Source organism: Roseibium sp. R5, assembly GCF_055755305.1.
On the sequence record NZ_CM146910.1, the window covers coordinates 4,605,210 to 4,622,536 of the forward strand.

Sequence of the window (17,327 nt, forward strand, 5' to 3'; positions counted from 1 at the left end):
TAAATTCCGGTTCAAATCCCGAGAGACAGTTTCGTTGCAAAGTCACTGGCCTCGTGAGATCGCACGAGAGCGTGGCGGACCAGATCATCGAAATGCCGGGAAAACAGCTGCACGTGACGTGTGTTGGAAAAGGTGAGATAGCGCTGACCCAGATACAGCGCAGCCCATTTTTGACCAAACACCGTAAACGGGGCTGAAAACCGGTCGCTCGCACCAAAAAGATGCAGCCTGAGAGACGGGTAATATCTTTCCAGGGTTTCGCCCATGACCTTCAGCTGCTCCCGGCGCACGGCATCCGGCAAATCCGACCACATGCCCTCGCCCCGGGCAAATGCTTCCAGAGCCTCTTTCGAAACACAAATTTCCATGTCCGATTCTGCGCGGTTCAACAACGCCTGCTGATCGCGTGTACCGGTGATGGCCTGTCCGGGTGTCCGAAAGGTTTCACCAGCATATTCGTGCGCCAGAACGGCCTCTGTCTTCAAGACATCCGGCAGGTTCGCCGGAACATGACGGATCTTGGCGCCCACCGCGTCCCGGTACCAGGCGAGCAAATGCACATCGACCGGATGACGTTCGGTTTCGGCCACTTGAACGGCTTGATCGAGGATTTCCGCAGCCGCGCCCTTGTGCGCCGACAAGCCCAGAAGCCAATCGGCGGACACACTTAGGGCAGAAGCGATGGCCGCAAGCGCCTGGCCATTGGGCAAGCGTGGGCTCTCTTCGGACAAAAGCTGGGAAACCGTGGACCGGTCGAGCTCAGCTGCACGCGCGAGGTCTGAGCGGTTCAGTTCCCGCTCTCTGAGCGCCGCGCTCAAACGCTCGCGAAACAGTTCGGCCCGGTCTCTTTTATCCATGCGGTGTGGGTACCACAGCTGTTGAGGTAAAACCACATTCGTTGCAAAAACCAACAGAGTGTCGTTCGAACTCAGGCGTCAAACACGTAATTCAGACCGTCACATCATCCGGTGATGCAGGTCGAACATGATCCAGAGACTGCCGCCGACCATGATGCAGATCAGAACGGCTGCGAAGGCCAGAAAGAAGAGGTTCTCCCCCGGGGTCGACCTGAAATTGAGGTGCAGGAAAAACACCAGGTGCACCAGCACCTGGATGACAGCGGCCGCTGCAATCACACCGTAGACCGCCGGTCCGGTGAGTGCGCCCGTCCAGACCAGGCCGAAAGGGATCGCCGTCAGCACAATCGCAAGTGCAAAGCCGGTCAGGTAGGTGCCAAGGCTGCGATGTTCTGTGTGGTCCGTGTGGTCCATGTCAGCCTCCTACATCACACCGGGCAAATAGACGACCGAGAAGATCCCGATCCAGACGATATCAAGAAAATGCCAGAACAGCCCCAAGCGGTTGAGCCGGGAGCGGACCGGCAACGTCAGTCCTTTGGTCATAACCTGACCGATCATAACAAGGATGCCGACTGCCCCCATGGCAACGTGCGCGCCATGCATCCCGACGAGCGTGAAAAATGCCGAGAGGAACCCGCTGACGTCCGGCCCTGCCCCTTGCAGGATCATGCCGCGGAATTCCAGAAACTCCATGGCGAGGAACCCGAGCCCAAGTCCAAGTGTAATCAGCAGCCAGAGGATGACGGCGCGCCCATGCCCCTTGTCCATGGCCAGACTGGCAATGCCGAAGGTCAGGCTGGAGACCAACAACAACGCGGTCTCGATGGCCGTGTGGCTGAGGTCGAAGACCTGTTGCGAGGTCGGGCCGGCCGCCGAGTTGCCGGACAAGACAACGTAGGTCGCAAAAAGCAGCGCGAAAATGACGGCATCACCCATCAGGAACAGCCAGAAGCCGAACTCCCGTCCGCGAAGCGAATGATGCTCTTCTTCCTCCAAGAGGTCAGCGTCGTTCCTGATGGTCAGCATCTCGCTCATAACGCTCTCCCCGACAGCGCCATTCCGGACGCAGCCCCGCGCGGTTCAAAATCACGCATGTCATGCATGTCAGCCGGTGTGATCCCGGAGAGCCAGGCGGTCTCAATTGCCTCAACCTCGGCCGCTGACATCACATACTCGCTGGTGTCATCGCAGGCCCGGATCCCGATGCATATCAAACACAAAACCAGCATCAGCGCCGCCAGCCACCAGATGTACCAGACAGCAGCAAATCCCATAATGAAGGAGAGCCCGCCCAAGACAACGCCGAGGCCCGTGCTTTTCGGCATGACAATAGGCTCGTAGCGCTCCGGCCTCTGATAGGCGGTGCCGCGCATCTTCATCTCATGGAATGCATCGATATCGGTGACCGTTGGAACGACCGCGAAATTGTAAGGCGCGGCCGGGGACGATGTTGCCCATTCCAAGGTCCGGCCGTTCCACGGATCCCCGGTGATGTCGCGGGACGATCCCCATTGGCGCGCGGAAACATAAAGCTGAATGCCGATACAGATGATGCCGCAAAGCACGAAGACGGCGCCCAGCGCGGCAACCACCAGGAAGGGTTGCCAGGCTGGATCCGCGTAATGCTCCATCCGCCGGGACATGCCCATGAACCCAAGGGCATAAAGCGGCATGAAGGCGAGATAAAACCCGATAAACCAGAACCAGAAAGACCGGATGCCCCATTTGGCGTCCAGCTTGAAGCCGAAGGCCTTCGGGAACCAGTAGTTCAGCCCTGCGAAATACCCAAACAGAGCGCCGGGAATGAGCATGTTATGGAAATGCGCCACCAGGAACGTGGAATTGTGCATCAGGTAATCGGCGGGCGGCAACGCCAGCAACACGCCTGTCACTCCGCCGATGACGAAGGTCACCATGAAACCGATGGTGAACACCATGGCCGGATGGAACTCGATCCGCCCCCGATACATCGTGAACATCCAGTCGAAGATCTTCACGCCTGTGGGCACGGCAATGATCATCGTGGCTATACCGAAGATGGCATTCACATTGGCCGAGGCCCCCATCGTGAAGAAGTGGTGCAGCCAGACCGTGAAGGAGAGCAAGGCGATGCAGGCGGTCGCATAGACCAGCGATGTGTAGCCGAAGAGCCTTTTTCTGGAGAAGGTCGCCACCACTTCGGAGAAAATTCCAAAGGCCGGCAGGATCAGGATGTAGACCTCCGGGTGTCCCCAGATCCAAAGCAGGTTGGCGAACATCATCATGTTACCGCCATCGCCATTGGTGAAGAAATGGAAGCCCAGTGTCCGGTCCAGCCAGAGCTGCAGGGCAACCACGGTCAGGGCCGGGAAAGCAAAGACAATCAGGATCGAGATGCAAAGTGCCGTCCAGGTGAACATGGGCATGCGCATATAGGTCATGCCCGGACAGCGGTTCTTGACGATTGTGACGATGAAGTTGATCCCGGACATGGTGGTGCCGACGCCGCTTAAGGTCAGCGCCCAGATCCAATAGTCGACGCCAACGCCGGGACTGTATTCGATGCCGGAATACGGCGGATACCCCGTCCAGCCGGCCTGAGAGAACTTGCCCACCACAAGAGAGATCAGGACCAGCGCGGCTCCTGCCGCCGTGAGCCAGAGACTGACGGAATTCAAAAAAGGAAACGACACATCCCGGGCACCTATCTGCTGCGGAACGATCAGGTTGATCAGACCGGTCAGAAACGGCATCGCTACGAAGAAGATCATGATGGTGCCGTGCGAGGAGAAGATCTGCTCAAAATGCTCGGGCGGCAGATAGCCTTCGTTGTTGAGAGAGATCGCCTGCTGGGCGCGCATCATCAGCGCATCGACAAAGCCGCGCACCAGCATGATGAGTGCAAGCACGACGTACATAATGCCGATCTTCTTGTGATCGACACTTGTCAGCCAGTCGGTCCACAGAACCTTCCAGGCGCGCAGGTACGTGATCAACAGAAAGGCTGCGATCCCGCCGCCAACGGTTACGGCCGCCCCGCCCATGGCCACCCAGCTGTAAAAGGGCAGCGCGTCTATCGTCAAACGTCCCAGCATCAGGCAGCCCCCCGGCAAATCAGTTCCGCAGCTTCGCTTTCCAGCGGGCCGACAATCGGCGCGTATTTGCGCAGGATCAGGCCAAATAGGTTCGGCTCAACACTTGAATAATAGGCAACCGGGTTTGCAACGCTCTGTTTGGCGACTTCCAAATAGGTCTTGGCATCCAGGGCATCCGGCGAACCGGTTGCCTTGTCTTTCCAGGCGGTGAAGTCCGCCCCCGTCAGGGCATGCGCCAGAAAGTGCTGGTCTGAGAAACCGTCGCCGGAATACATGGTGTTGCGGCCCTTGAAGGTGCCCGGACCATCGGCGAGCAGATTCATTTCCGTCCGCATGCCCGCCATTGCATAGATCTGACCTCCAAGCGCCGGGATCATCAGTGAGTTCATCACGGTGTCGGAGGTGATTTTGATGGACAGTGGCCGATCGGCCGGAAAGGCCAGCTCATTGACACTGGCAACACCCAACTCCGGATAGACAAAGAGCCATTTCCAATCGAGCGCGATTGCCTGAACTTCAAAGGGCGGCTTGTCCGAGGCAAGCTCCTTGTAGGGATCAAGCTTGTGCGTGTCGCGCCAGACCAGTGTGCCGAGAACAATGATGATCGCGGCCGGAACAAGCCAGACAACGGCCTCGATTTTCCAGGACCCCTCCCACTCCGGCGTATAGGCCGCGGTGCTGTGATGCCGCGACCGGTACCGGTAGACAAACAAGAGCGTGAGGAGAATCGCCGGGATGGCAACGATCATCATCAGCCAAAAGGCCGTGAACAAAAGATCCCGCTGCGCGAGAGCGATCGGTCCTTGCGGATAAAGGATCGGCGCTTCGGAGAGCGCACAACCGGAAACAAGGAAAGCGATGGCGGCCGCGGCTGCCAATTGCCGGGCCCAATGCAGAGGCGTTCCAGATCCACTCACACCAACATCCCCCGCAGGCATTGCCGGGTCCTTGGGCGGGTTGATGAATGAATGGCGCACCAACGACTTGAGGCAAAGCGATTTGATTTAAAAAGACTATGCCGCAGATTTTTTCAGCGCAAGGCGTTGACGCGAGAGAAGGTTCCTTTTCGATGTTGGGGAAACATCATGTCAACAAGGTCAACAAAATCTTAAGAACCTAACAAACTCAAATCTGCGTTCTTATAAGTACTTTTTACAGTTTTTCTTCCCGAAAGAACCTTTGACGTTGAACTTCTAATTTCATCAAGCATAATCGAATCAGTACCGTTACGTTATATCAATCATTTCTGAATAACGGTGGTCCTCTGTGTTTTTACTAAGAGACCGATTTGAGCTGTTTTTCAGGCACAAGGATTTCGATGCATTGCGGGCGATAACGAAAAAACTTCAAGACTTTGCCCGTTGGATGACCATTGATCCCCGGGACACCGAACTTGCGCAGGCCCAGTGCCGGGAACTGAACTCCCAAATCCCGCTTCTCTATCTTTTGCTCATGGTCAACGCGATTGCCGTTGCGTACACGCACCGCGACGTTGCCCCCGGTTATGTGACAATCGGTGTTCTCATACCGATGCTGATTTTAACAACATTCAGGCTGCTCTCCTGGGTCCGGTCCAGGGGTATCGAACTCGGACCGCAACAGGCGGTGCGCAAGTTGCGGCAAACCGTTGTTTTGGGGAGCATGGTCTCGATTGTCTACATCACGTGGTCCTTGAGCCTTGAAAGCTACGGAACTGCGATTGAGCAGGGTCACGTTGCCCTTTTCATCGCGATCACTGTGATCGGCTGTATTTTCTGTCTGATGCATTTGCCACAAGCGGCGATCATGGTGATGCTCATCGTGACGGCGCCTTATCTGGTCTATTATCTGAGCAAAGGCCAGGACGTTTATACGGCGATTGCCATGAACATCTTTCTGGTGTGCCTGGTTATTCTGAAAGTGCTGCTCAACGGTTACGAGGCCTTTTCAAACCTGATCAAGTCCCGATCCGAACTGGCAGCCAAACATCAGGAAACGGAACGTCTCAATGCGGAGAACGAGCGGCTCTCCCAAACCGACTTCCTGACCAACTTGCCCAACCGCCGGTATTTCTTCAACCGGCTCGACCGCCAGATCGAGAGCGTTGCCGGGACCGATGCCGTTTTTGCCGTCGGCGTGATCGACCTGGATCAGTTCAAGCCGGTCAACGACACCTACGGACACCAAGTCGGCGACCAGCTGCTCATGGCTGTCGGCGACCGCATGGAAGCGCTTGGGGTACAGGATCTGGAGATCAGCCGGCTGGGCGGGGATGAATTCGGTCTTTTATATCTTGGACCGCCGGAAACCGCCGCAGATGTTGCAAAGGCGCTGTGTGAGAGCCTGCAACAGCCGTTCAAGATTGGCGAGATATCCGTTGCAATCGGAGCCTCTTGCGGCATCGCGTTTTATCCGGATGCCGGCACAACCACCCATATGCTGTTCGACCGCTCCGACTACGCGCTCTACAATTCCAAAACAACGGCGCGCGGTTCGGTCACCGTCTATTCTGCTGATCACGAAGCCCGCATCCGGTCGGAACGGGCCATCGAAAGTGCTCTGCAATGTGCCGATATTGCAGCCGAGTTCGAGGTCCGCTTCCAGCCTTTCGTCGCGCTTTCGAAACAGACCATCATCGGCTTTGAAGCCCTAGCACGCTGGAACAGCCCGGAACTTGGCCGCATCCCGCCGGATGTTTTCATTCAAGTGGCCGAGCGAACCGGTCAGATCCAAAGGCTGACCATCCAGCTGTTCTGTATGGCGATCAGGCAGATCGAAGCGCTGCCCGAAACGCTGCGCATGTCCTTCAACCTGTCAGCGCATGACATCACGTCCCATGAAACGGTATCTAAACTGCTGGATATCATCGCGGAACGCAAAGTAGATCCGACACGGATCACGTTCGAGATCACCGAGACCTCGGTCATTGGAAGTTACGAGGCGGCGGAAGCGTGCTTGACGCGTTTGCGCGATGCCGGGTGCCGGTTGGCTTTGGACGACTTCGGCACCGGATATTCAAGTCTTGGATATCTGCACCGCCTGCCGATCGATTGCGTCAAGATCGATCGCAGCTTCGTCGCGTGTCTTGATGATCCAATGACAGGCGGTGTCGTGGCATCCATCCTGAACCTCTGCCGGTCCATGCAGATCACCTGCGTTGCCGAGGGTGTTGAGGATGCGGGACAGGCCGAAGCGCTTCAACAGCTACAGTGCCGGTTCGCTCAAGGCTATCATTTCTGCCCGCCGAAGCCCTTTGCCGACATCAAGCAAAGCATTGATGAGACTGGCATGATCGCCGGCCTTCCAATAATCAGCGCCGAACACAACGACCTGCTGCGCTCCAGCGCAAACTAGCCTTGGCAAAACCTTAGGACGCAGCCGCAATCCGGTAGACGCAGCGGCGATCGCCGGATAGCAGATGCTCCCTGCGCTCAACCTGAACGTCGTCTCCGAGGATCGATTGAAACAGATTGAGCTCTGACCGGCAGAATTCCTGGCAGGCTGTTGCCGCTGCGCAGATCGAACAGTGGTTTTCGATCAACAGAAACGCATCGCCATCCCGCTGCACCTCGGCCATGTAGCCTTCCTTGCTCCGCAAATCGGCAAGTGCGGCAACTTTTCCCCGAAGCTCCTGTTCCTGCCCGAGAACCTCGGAATAGAGTTTGCGGCTTTGGTCTTCGCGGTGGGCGATGAGCTTTTCAAGACCATCCGGGCCATAGATGTCGGTCACCCCGGACAGAAGCCCCGAGACTAGGGCTGCGTGATTGTCGGGGAACTGGCCGTGACCTTTTGCGCTCAAGGACCAAACCCGTTTCGGGCGGCCGACCGAGCCTTTCAGGTCCTCAAATTCAACAAGTTCCGCCTCCAGCAAGCCGTCTAGATGCTGGCGGACTGCAACGGATGTGACGTTGAGTTCCTCGGCAAGCTCTGCTGCCGTTTGGGGTCCGGCAGCTTTCAATGCATTCAGCAGTCTTATGCGGGTGCGGTCTGACATGATGGCATGAATATAGTCAGCACTCAGATAAAGAAAAGGATCTCTTATCTAACTTTCAAACCGGACCGCACGTTTTCGTATTTGGCCAAACGTGCTACCGGACATGCATGGTGGCCGGGACAAAACGACAGAAAGACATGCGCAAGGCACTGCGCTTATTACTGCCACGTGTGCCGATGGCGGATGCGGAAGCGATTCTTGAGGGCGCCCTTGCCGGTCATCTGCGTCACTTGCCGCCGTCCATTGCCGTGTGGCAAGCGGCCACCAGCCGCATTCGGCATGAGCACACGGACTATGATGCCCTGCTCGATGACGGATATGACCGGGACTCCGCCCGGTTTTTCGTACTGGATGCCATGAACGACATGCTTGAGACTTGGGGAAGTCAGAAGCGGGTCTCTGCGGAAGCGGACGACGAGGCGTAGCTCCTACCGGCAAACGTCGAGAATCCAGAGGAACGCCATTGGAACCATCGCCAGTGCAGGGAGAATGATCGCTGGATAGCCGAACAGAAAGATACAGACGGCCCAAACCATCGCCAGGTTTCCGACGAACCAGTATTTGGCATCGTCCTCGCCATACATCGCGTCCTTCACAAACCAGTTCAGCACCGGAATGATCAAGAGCAGGCGGATGATAAGCAGTTCTTGTTCGGCAGTTTTTGTAGACACGCGATCAGGCCCTTCCTTGTCATTATGTACGTGGTTTCACGTAAGCTCGGCAGACTGATCCCGCACTGTGACAAAACGCCCGTTCGCTGCGGCATTCTGGCAGCTTCGATGCCTCTCCTTGCCTTAATTTTTGTCGCCTGCGAACTATCAGCACGCTGATGACCCTTGCCATTCATAGGTTGGGCTTTAAGTTGCAGATTGTAAGTTATTACGATGCTCCGGAGACCCAACACCGTGCCCCGATTGTCCCCAAAATCCCTTTTGGTTGCCGCCACTTTCACAAGTCTTGTTTCGGCTGAAGCCATGTCTGAAAACAGAATCGACCTCGTCCGCCCTGATGCGCCGGAGCTTGCAGCTCATGGCGCGTACGAGGTCGGGCGGATGACGCTGCAGCTCACCAATCCTGATCAGTATGACATCGTCCGGATTGCGGCCGATGAAACGCCGGAACGGTATGACCGCCCGTTGACAGTGGAGGTCTTTTATCCGGCTGAAGCGCATGATGCCCCCGAACCAATGCGGGTCATCCTTCGGGACGGACAGCGCGAGGCCGACATTCGCGGGATCTCCAAACCGGATGCTACACCTGCCAAGGCCTCTGCCCCCTACCCGCTTATACTGATTTCACACGGCTATCCGGGCAACCGGTTCCTGATGAGCCATCTGGCGGAAAACCTGGCCACCAAAGGGTATGTCGCGGTCTCAATCGACCACACCGACAGCCTATATCATGACAAGGCGGCCTTTGGATCCACGCTGGTGAACCGGCCGCTTGATCAGATGTTCGTGCTGAATGAGATGGACCGGCTTGCCAAGGACGATAACTCGCCACTTGTAGGTCTGATCGATACCAACCGCACCGGTCTCATCGGTTACTCCATGGGCGGCTATGGCGCGATCATCTCTGCCGGCGGCGGTGTAACCGATAAATCCATCGGTTATGAGTGGGGCGCGCCGGACGGGCTTTTGGGCATGCACAAGGCTGGCAGCGCGGAGCACGAAGCGCTGATCGATCCGCGTCTCAAGGCGATTGTCGCCATCGGTCCATGGGGGAGAAACCGGGATTTTTGGGACGCTGAGGGCCTTTCCGGTGTGCGCGTCCCCGCGCTTTATGTTGCCGGCAGCGTCGACGATGTTTCCCAGTATGAAACCGGCATCCGCAAGATCTGGGAGGAAAGCAGTGGAACCGACCGGCATCTTCTGACCTTCCTCAGCGCCAATCATAATGCGGCAGCTCCCATGCCCGCACCGATGGAATCCTATCCCTTCAGCGACGAACTCGGCTGGGCGCCGTTTGAACACTATGCAGATGCTGTGTGGGACACGGTGCGGATGAACAACATCATGCAGCACTTCGCGACGGCCTTCATGGATCTCCACGTGAAGAACGACACGGATAAGGCTGCCTATCTGGACCTGATCGAGACAGCAGAAGATGGCGTTTTTGCCCGCAATGACGACGGCACGGACAAACCGGAGCACACCTATTGGCAGGGCTTCCCGGACAGGTCCGCAAAGGGCCTGATGTTCGAAACCCGCTCAAAAGGCGAATAACATCGGATTTTGACAGGCGGTGTGCGGAACAGGCCGCCGCTTGTTAACCTGACATGCAAGCACCCCTTTTACTCTGACGTTCAATCAGGATAAAAATCCTTTGGTTTTTGAAGATTCGAACGTCGGGGAACTTTGTGTTCCGATCTTACCGGACTCGAGCTAGGATCTGCTGGGCTTGCCATTTGGCCTTGGTGCTTTCGCTCACCAGCGCGGTGGCTTCAAGCGTCATGCCTCGGCCATCGGCAGCCGAAACCGGACCGGTCATCTTAACGACGCACGACCTTCCCCCGTACGGATCAGTTCAGCCCGATGGGAGCTTTGACGGGATCGCGGTTCGTGTCGTTTCCTGCGCTCTCGATGCAATTGATCGTGCGTTTGAAATCCACGTGCTGCCTTGGAAACGCGCGCAGCTGGAGGTTCAAAACGGATATGCGGACGGCTTTTTCGCGGCGTCCCAAAATGCTCGGCGCGATGCCTATGCAACGGCCAGCGCGATCATCGCCCGGCAGACATGGACGTGGTATCTCCTCAAAGATCAAATCCTCAGTCCGAAAGATCCAGCCAATCTCTTGTCCATGCTGACGTCGAGCTTTCTCGGCGCGAACATGCAAACGTGGCTCCGCCGGAACGGGTATCGCACAACGGATTTTCCGCCCAGAGACACGAATGCTCTTCTGGAAATGCTGCTGGCCGGCCGTGTGGACGCTGTGCTCGCCAACAACCTGGTTATGGAGAGCATATTGGACACCCGCGGAGTTTTGAGCGAATTCCGCTCAGAGGTGCAGCAGGACAAACCGCTTTCGGTCTATTTTTCGAATGACTTTCTTCAACTCAACCCGGGTTTCCTGACCAAGTTCGATGCGGCGGTGCCGGACTGCCGCGATGCTGAAGCGGCCTCCGGCGACATCAACTCCTGACAAGACTCACGGACGACGCACGACCAGGTCGATCTCCACCAACGCGCCGACAGCAAGCGCGGTTACACCGATGCAGGTCCGTCCCGGCAACTTGCCCTCCTCGAAGTAGGAGCGGTACGTTTCGTTCATCTGCGCATAATCGCGTTCGAATTCGGTCAGATAGACCCGGGCGAAGGTCACATTTTCCAATCCCAGTCCGAGCCCCTCCAACACGATCTTCAGATTGTCCATCACCCGGGCAGTCTGTGCCTCGATGCCAGCCGGCAAAGGCGCATCCGGGGCATCTGGATCGGTTGGCATCTGACCGGTCACAAAGACCCAACCGTCGGCTTCCACGGCATGCGAAAACGGCGCAACTGGGCGCGGTCCTTGATCGATCATGTGATGAATTGGCAGCACGGCTGAGCTTCCCTGATTATTGGCTGGAATGAGAAGACAAGCGGATTGCCAACCAAGACTCAAGCCTTTGGATAAATCCACTGCTCCGGAATGTGCGCGGTTACCGCCGCTCCCGCAGCAATCGTACCCGGCTTTTCGACAAATCCGACCAAGCCACGCAGCCTTCGGGCCTTTTGCGGGAACAGAAGATCAAGACCGCTGCGCTCAGGGAACTGGCGATCGATTGCCGATCCGGCAAAGCGGCACGGGGCGTTGTCACCATCGACCCGGATCACCACACCGCCCTCAAATTCAAGACGTGTGCGCGGGGGGATCAGCGAGAGATTGGGAATGCCGGAGAGCGTAATGTTGCCGCCAATCCATTCGGACTTGAGTTCGGGAATTTCCATGCGCTCAGCGATGATTGCCAGTTCTTCTAAAGACAGGATGGAGATCTGCCGTTCGTTGCACATTTCGGTTCCGCGCGGGTACCACGGCTCCCGCCCCCCGGATTTGCGGGTGAACCCGGCATGGCGATCCCCTGGCACTCCCTCGAATGTCAGGGCCAGACGCTCGACCGGTTCGGTCTGAAAGTCTTCCGTCACCGGGGTACCGAAAACGCCTTCCACGTGCCCGGCAATCTTGAACTTGCGGGTAACGTCCAGTGTATCGGCAAGGCAGGTATCTCGGTCGGCCATGGTGTCAGTCCTTCGATCATGTGTTGCCAGCTACGTACTGGAATGGAACGTTGACCGCCAGCAAAAGCCTGTGATGAGTTCATGCAAATGATTGATGGAAGCCGGTGGTCAGCCTTGCGCAGGGACAATTTTCTGATCTACTTGCGAAAGTAACGAACAAATAAGACCGCCGTGGTTTTCTGGGACGAACTGAAAGGAACCGCTGTTGTTGCTCGTCTTGCAGTGCCGCCGATCCGGCAGAAATCTCTTCCGCGCTCTCATGTGCGGGTTGGGCTTCTTGTTGGCTGCTTTACCGCCGGCTTTCGCCGCCGATCAGGTGCTTTTTTTGCAGGACAATGCCTACGCGCCTTACATGACCGTCGAAAACGGTATGCCAGCGGGGCTCTATGCCGAGATCCTTTTCGAAGCGCAACGCCGGATGGACGCGAGCAACCTTTCGGTTCAGGCGGTTCCCTGGACGCGCGCGACGGTTCTTGTCGAAAACGGGTATGCGCAAGGTCTTGTTGGCAGCTACTACAAGCCGACGGACAGGCCGTGGATCCGCCATTGGTCCGTGCCCATCTTTTTTGAAGAAGTCAGCATCTTTTGCCGTTCCGGGATTGCGCAGCCCGGCTGGATCTATCCGGACGATTACAAAGGCCTCCTGTTCGGCAATGTCGCCGGCTACAAGGCGCCCGGAGACCGCTTCTTTGAGCTCGTCGAGCAGGGCGTGATCAAGTTGGAAGAAGCGCAAACAACTGAGCAGAACCTGGACAAACTCGCGCTCGGGCGGATTGATTGCTACGTCGTGGAGCGCATCGCCACGGAAGTCCTGATCCGGGAGAAGAACATCAAGAATGTTCAGATTGCAGGGACGGCTTCCTTGGAAGCTGCCTATATCGGGTATTCCGACAAGTGGACCGGGCCGAACGCAGATGCCTTTATCAAGGCCATGGATGAAACGCTGATGGCTATGAAGGCTGACGGCACGATTGACCGGATCATCGCGAAATTCATAGGAAGTTGAAACCACCGGCCTCACCGCAATGTCATCACATCTAGACGGTCGCGTTTATGGATAATTGACACTTACGATGTTTCGTAATTTCTTGAAATAAAAACTATCGCTACGTAATCACACTGATCGACATACGGGACAGGCTCGGCAATTTTGCAACGTCAAAACAACAAAAAGCCAGTGAGAACCTCCAGAATGACACCTGCGTACGCACCACAGGTCATTCAACACCTATGAAAACCGTACGACAAAGCCTTCTGACCATTTGTATCGCTGTCGCGACGCTGTGCGCAGGCACAGTGTATGCTGATGCAGATGATGACGTGCGGCTGGTCACGCTCGTTCAAGACGCGGACTATGCCCCCTTCATGACGGCCGAAGAGACCGGACCCGCCGGGATCTACGCGGAAATTATCAAAGAGGCGGACAAACGGCTGCCGGCTTACAAGATCGAGCTGACGTCTGCGCCCTGGACACGGGCCAAATTCCTCGTGCAAAGCGGCAAGGTGAATGGGCTGGTCGGCACCTATCACAAGCCAATCCGCAGGCCGTGGATCCGCCATTTTTCAACGCCCATGGCGACAGAAACGATTTATGTTTATTGCCGGGAAGGCGTTGCTCAAGACCATTGGGAATACCCCAAGGACTACGCAGGGCTGCTCTTCAGCAACAATGCCGGATTTGCCACCCCAGGCAGTGCCTTTTTTGAAATGGTGTCAGCTGGAAAAATACAGTTGATTGAAGAACAAACGACCGATGCCAATCTGCGCCTTCTGCAGCTCGGTCGGGCGGATTGTTATGTGCAACAGCAAGAGGCAGTCGAAATCTCCATCCAGTCCAACAACTTCGACAAGATCAAACCGATCCGGGAAGTCCAAACGGAAACCGCCCATATCGGCTACAGCCAGCATTGGAGCGCGGAGGACGGCGATACCTTCATTGCCGACATGGACCGTGTCCTGAAACAGATGACCGCCGATGGCACGATCCAAAAGATCATCATGAACTGGACTGACGGCACAATATAGCACCGCCGTACTTTTCCCGATCTTGTTCGACTGCCCGGTTTTTCACAAAACCGGACTGGCGCAGAAACCTAGCCCTTAAGACCTTGAACATAAGTGGTTTTGACAACGCCATTGGATTGATACCCTTGGCTGATAGTCAACATTTATGCAACCTGCACAAGATTTCCTCTTCGCGCTGCACAAGTCAGGACGGTACGCTTTGTCAACGTATACAAAGCTGAGCATTCTTCATGGCACAGGCGGATTTCAACGAGAACACCTTCGCACGACTGATCAACATTGCTGGACGCTAACGGATGTTGTCACAGCGGGTTGGTTTCCTGTCTGTCGTTTTGAACGCACGGCAAACGGATGGCCCATCGGACAGGCTCACCACCTCTGATCATCACCTGGATATGCTGAAGGCCGCCGCCGATGACTTTGATACCGGTTTTAAGATCCTGTGCGAGGGTGACAAAGACCTCGGTTTGCCCCATTGAGACTGCGCGGAGGTTGCCGCGATACTGAATGGCCGTGACGGAATTGAAGGGCACGCGGTCATCAACCGGTTTGTCAGTGAGACCCGGCACACCATAGCTACGTTGGAAGCTGGCAAAACACGGCGGCAGAAGGAGCTTGAAGACTTTTCCACTTTTGTCCTGACCGACACCCTCGCGATCTTGCAAAAGATCGTCGGGGCGCTCGAAGCGGATTTCCAGGCAGCCACAGCCACACGCGATGAACAACGTACACTTGAGATTGACCGGGTCCGCACTGCGGTTGAGGACATCCAACGCGCCTCAAAGATATCCCGCATGATCGCGCTGAACGCAAAGATTTCAGCCACGAGGGCCGGATCTCATGGCTCAGAATTCCGGGCATTGACGGACGAAATCAAGAAGATCTCGGACGACATCACACAAAGCTCGGAAGACATCATCCGGTTTCTCAACATCGCCTGACAGCAATCGCGGACCAACCGACGCTTCGTCAATTGAGCGGTGAGGTTTCGGCAATCGGCGCGCCAAGTGCCTCCGCCATCTTTGCGATTGCCGCCATTTGGGGCGCGTCCTTGGTCAAGAAATCAGAACTGCTGTAGCCCCACCAATCCCAGCATCCCTTTGGGTTGCCGCCCGCAAGACCGTAGCCGTTGAAAAAATTGCCCGGAATGACCTCCGCCTGCGGATAAAGCACAACAATGCGGTTGCTCTCGGCCCAGCGGTTGAACTGGGTGAGCCGGGCGTATTTCTCACCGATCTGGCCGCTGGTCTGCTCACAGCCATGCAGCGCGATATGCAGTCGGCAGCTTTCTCCCTCAGAACAGGCCGTTGGAATATAGGCAAATCCGGTATTTCCCATTCCGGCCGCGCCGTTGGTATATAGCGACTGATCGAATGTCTTGAAATTGGCATCGACAGGCGCCGTTGCCGGAGCGAGCGGGCCGTATAGCCAGTTGAGAATATCCCGCGCCTGCTCGATCTTCTCCGTTGATCCCTGGGGCGCGTCGCAGCTGTTCAAATAGTCGGGCGCGGTCGTGGAACAGGCCACCACACCGCAGGTCAGATCCGCCTTTGCAGCGTCAGGGTCGGCCGGACAGGTGTTTTCGGCATCGGCCGCTGTCAGAAACCCGTGGCCTGCATTGATGTCATCGACATAGCGAATGCTCTCTGCCGGCACATTGAGATCCGCGTAGACCTGTCTCAAGGCATCCATCGTCGGGCCATGTACCGTCTCGTCAGCGTCGCCGTGAAACAGATAAATGCGGTCATCTGCAATTCCGGCAATCGGATCAATTTTCCCGGAATTGTCGCGCATCACCTCCAGGGCCTCGGCCGGGTCGGGTGCTGACGGAGCATTGTCCATGCAAACGCCAACCGCCTTCAACGCGCGATAATAGACAAACGCATTCCACCAGGACTGGACAACGGCGCAGCCATAGGGCCCGCCGGCGACAATGCCCGCACCGGAGATGTTGCTGGAAAAGGCCGTTTGCAGCTGCACACTCATGAACGCGCCGCTGGACAGCCCTGAAACTGTCGTATCCTGCACAGCCAGGGTCAGTTTGGGAAGTGGGTCTGCAGTTGCCACCGAATTCATGAACGGCGTTACAAACGCCGCCGACCCGAGGGCGAGAACGATCGGCAAAGACAGTGCAGAGAATTTGGACCGGCAGACGGACTTCCGCATTGTATCCTCCTGACACGCTCAATCAGGAATTGAACGCTAGCAGGAAGGGCGCCCTCACGCAACGGCAGCGCACAATATATTTGTGCAGCGCATAAGAAGATCGCCCCACGGAATCTGTCGCGGGGCGATCTGCACCAACTGTTTTGTTTCAACTACTGGATCGGAACCGTGCACACCATTTGCGTGTGCTGCGAGTTGATCCAGCAGTTCGGCGGCAACGCGCCTGTCGGGATCGGGTAATAGTAGTAGGTCGGCTGCTTGTTGGCATTCGCGATCCCTGCCCCTGTTGCAACACCCGCTGCATAAGCTGCGCCCGGATGATAGTACGGGCCGTAAGGCGGATAATACGGATGGTACGGGTGAACCGGGTGATGCCAGGCCCGGCAGCGCGGATCTTGCGGTGCGTGATAGCAATAGGGGCCATAGGGCTCAAAACCAACGCTGCCCGGCGCAGCGCCGTGGGCGGTTGCTGTCGTGCCGTGATGATGCGGCCGAGGTCCGTGGTCGATAAAGAGCGCCACACCGGTCGCACTTTCCGGCAAATCACCGCGCAGGACCTTCACGTCATAGACAACGCTCGAGCCTTCGGTCTTCGCCGATGTCAGTTCAACAAGCGCCGGTGCCGTGCTGGTCTCACTCAAAACGCTGACCACCGCATTCGGTGGCACGTCGGCAAACGTGTTGCCCGCGTTCCAGTATTCAGAAAAATCAGCGTTGCTGACCTGACCGCCAAGACGATAAGGGCGTTCGGAAAAGAACAGGACACCTGTGTTCGCATCGTTCAGGGTTAGCGTTGACCCGTCAAAGGTCATGGCGCCGGCCTGCTGGACATAATCATAAGCTGGCGGCGGCGCCGGATCGCCTTGAACAGGCGCTGCGGTCTGGGATTGGGCAAACGCAAAACCGCAAAAGAGACTTCCCGCCAGCATGGCAGATACGGGCAAAGCAAATTTCATGTAACCCTCCTATCGAAACACCTTTGGTTCCTGCCAGCAGAGTGGCAAATGTCCT

19 protein-coding genes are annotated in these 17,327 nt (G+C 56.7%); 8 read left to right on the plus strand and 11 right to left on the minus strand.

The annotated features are described in order from the left end of the window. Positions 1-11: 11 nt before the first annotated feature. The 5 genes from AC0J4F_RS21435 to cyoA form a co-directional block, all read right to left on the minus strand. Positions 12-857 carry a helix-turn-helix domain-containing protein gene (locus AC0J4F_RS21435; RefSeq protein WP_209177321.1) on the minus strand — a complete coding sequence of 282 codons (846 nt, stop codon included), beginning with the start codon at positions 855-857 and terminating at the stop codon, positions 12-14. A gap of 99 nt (positions 858-956) precedes the next feature. After that, positions 957-1,271 carry a cytochrome o ubiquinol oxidase subunit IV gene (cyoD, locus tag AC0J4F_RS21440; protein WP_473024629.1) on the minus strand — a complete coding sequence of 105 codons (315 nt, stop codon included), beginning with the start codon at positions 1,269-1,271 and terminating at the stop codon, positions 957-959. 9 nt (positions 1,272-1,280) lie between these two features. After that, positions 1,281-1,895 carry a cytochrome o ubiquinol oxidase subunit III gene (gene cyoC / locus AC0J4F_RS21445; protein WP_473024630.1) on the minus strand — a complete coding sequence of 205 codons (615 nt, stop codon included), beginning with the start codon at positions 1,893-1,895 and terminating at the stop codon, positions 1,281-1,283. After that, on the minus strand, positions 1,892-3,934 hold the full coding sequence (locus tag AC0J4F_RS21450) for a cbb3-type cytochrome c oxidase subunit I (RefSeq protein ID WP_473024631.1): 2,043 nt from the start codon (positions 3,932-3,934) through the stop codon (positions 1,892-1,894). Before AC0J4F_RS21450 ends, cyoC begins: the two co-directional genes overlap by 4 nt. Further along, positions 3,934-4,872 carry a ubiquinol oxidase subunit II gene (gene cyoA / locus AC0J4F_RS21455; RefSeq protein WP_473024632.1) on the minus strand — a complete coding sequence of 313 codons (939 nt, stop codon included), beginning with the start codon at positions 4,870-4,872 and terminating at the stop codon, positions 3,934-3,936. The genes AC0J4F_RS21450 and cyoA overlap by 1 nt, the downstream gene beginning before the upstream one ends. Positions 4,873-5,299: 427 nt before the next feature. Between cyoA and AC0J4F_RS21460 the strand changes: the two genes are divergently transcribed. After that, complete coding sequence (locus tag AC0J4F_RS21460; protein ID WP_473024633.1) at positions 5,300-7,267, plus strand: putative bifunctional diguanylate cyclase/phosphodiesterase; 1,968 nt, start codon at positions 5,300-5,302, stop codon at positions 7,265-7,267. A gap of 13 nt (positions 7,268-7,280) precedes the next feature. On the opposite strand, the gene AC0J4F_RS21465 is transcribed toward AC0J4F_RS21460, so the two are convergent. Then, positions 7,281-7,907, minus strand: coding sequence for a helix-turn-helix transcriptional regulator (locus AC0J4F_RS21465; protein ID WP_473024634.1), 627 nt, complete (start codon positions 7,905-7,907; stop codon positions 7,281-7,283). Positions 7,908-8,014: 107 nt separating this feature from the next. On the opposite strand from AC0J4F_RS21465, the gene AC0J4F_RS21470 reads away from it, so the two are divergent. Further along, positions 8,015-8,332, plus strand: coding sequence for a DUF2293 domain-containing protein (locus AC0J4F_RS21470; RefSeq protein WP_133951052.1), 318 nt, complete (start codon positions 8,015-8,017; stop codon positions 8,330-8,332). A 3-nt stretch (positions 8,333-8,335) separates the two neighbouring features. On the opposite strand, the gene AC0J4F_RS21475 is transcribed toward AC0J4F_RS21470, so the two are convergent. Further along, positions 8,336-8,578: a hypothetical protein gene (locus AC0J4F_RS21475; RefSeq protein WP_133951054.1), complete on the minus strand. Its 243-nt coding sequence runs from the start codon at positions 8,576-8,578 to the stop codon at positions 8,336-8,338. A 303-nt stretch (positions 8,579-8,881) separates the two neighbouring features. Between AC0J4F_RS21475 and AC0J4F_RS21480 the strand changes: the two genes are divergently transcribed. Both AC0J4F_RS21480 and AC0J4F_RS21485 read left to right on the plus strand, forming a co-directional pair. Beyond that, on the plus strand, positions 8,882-10,132 hold the full coding sequence (locus AC0J4F_RS21480; RefSeq protein WP_133951056.1) for a poly(ethylene terephthalate) hydrolase family protein: 1,251 nt from the start codon (positions 8,882-8,884) through the stop codon (positions 10,130-10,132). A 227-nt stretch (positions 10,133-10,359) separates the two neighbouring features. Further along, complete coding sequence (locus AC0J4F_RS21485; protein ID WP_473024635.1) at positions 10,360-11,049, plus strand: substrate-binding periplasmic protein; 690 nt, start codon at positions 10,360-10,362, stop codon at positions 11,047-11,049. Positions 11,050-11,055: 6 nt separating this feature from the next. Here the strand turns inward: AC0J4F_RS21485 and AC0J4F_RS21490 are convergent, their stop codons facing one another. Then, on the minus strand, positions 11,056-11,430 hold the full coding sequence (locus AC0J4F_RS21490; protein WP_133951237.1) for a RidA family protein: 375 nt from the start codon (positions 11,428-11,430) through the stop codon (positions 11,056-11,058). 77 nt (positions 11,431-11,507) lie between these two features. After that, positions 11,508-12,125 carry an MOSC domain-containing protein gene (locus tag AC0J4F_RS21495; RefSeq protein ID WP_473024636.1) on the minus strand — a complete coding sequence of 206 codons (618 nt, stop codon included), beginning with the start codon at positions 12,123-12,125 and terminating at the stop codon, positions 11,508-11,510. 316 nt (positions 12,126-12,441) lie between these two features. Here AC0J4F_RS21495 and AC0J4F_RS21500 point away from each other — a divergent pair, with 316 nt between their 5' ends. The 4 genes from AC0J4F_RS21500 (at position 12,442) to AC0J4F_RS21515 (ending at position 15,091) form a co-directional block, all read left to right on the plus strand. Then, a complete protein-coding gene (locus tag AC0J4F_RS21500; RefSeq protein WP_473026457.1) occupies positions 12,442-13,131 on the plus strand; it encodes a substrate-binding periplasmic protein in 690 nt (229 codons plus the stop codon). A gap of 224 nt (positions 13,132-13,355) precedes the next feature. Further along, positions 13,356-14,150, plus strand: a complete 795-nt coding sequence (locus AC0J4F_RS21505; RefSeq protein ID WP_473024637.1) for a substrate-binding periplasmic protein — start codon at positions 13,356-13,358, stop codon at positions 14,148-14,150. Between the two features lie 296 nt (positions 14,151-14,446). After that, entirely contained in the window at positions 14,447-14,629 is a 183-nt protein-coding gene (locus AC0J4F_RS21510; protein ID WP_473024638.1) for a hypothetical protein, read from the plus strand. Between the two features lie 102 nt (positions 14,630-14,731). Further along, on the plus strand, positions 14,732-15,091 hold the full coding sequence (locus AC0J4F_RS21515) for a hypothetical protein (RefSeq protein ID WP_473024639.1): 360 nt from the start codon (positions 14,732-14,734) through the stop codon (positions 15,089-15,091). A gap of 28 nt (positions 15,092-15,119) precedes the next feature. On the opposite strand, the gene AC0J4F_RS21520 is transcribed toward AC0J4F_RS21515, so the two are convergent. After that, positions 15,120-16,316, minus strand: a complete 1,197-nt coding sequence (locus tag AC0J4F_RS21520; protein ID WP_473024640.1) for an extracellular catalytic domain type 2 short-chain-length polyhydroxyalkanoate depolymerase — start codon at positions 16,314-16,316, stop codon at positions 15,120-15,122. 152 nt (positions 16,317-16,468) lie between these two features. After that, positions 16,469-17,272 carry a hypothetical protein gene (locus AC0J4F_RS21525; protein WP_473024641.1) on the minus strand — a complete coding sequence of 268 codons (804 nt, stop codon included), beginning with the start codon at positions 17,270-17,272 and terminating at the stop codon, positions 16,469-16,471. Between the last annotated feature and the right edge of the window lie 55 nt (positions 17,273-17,327).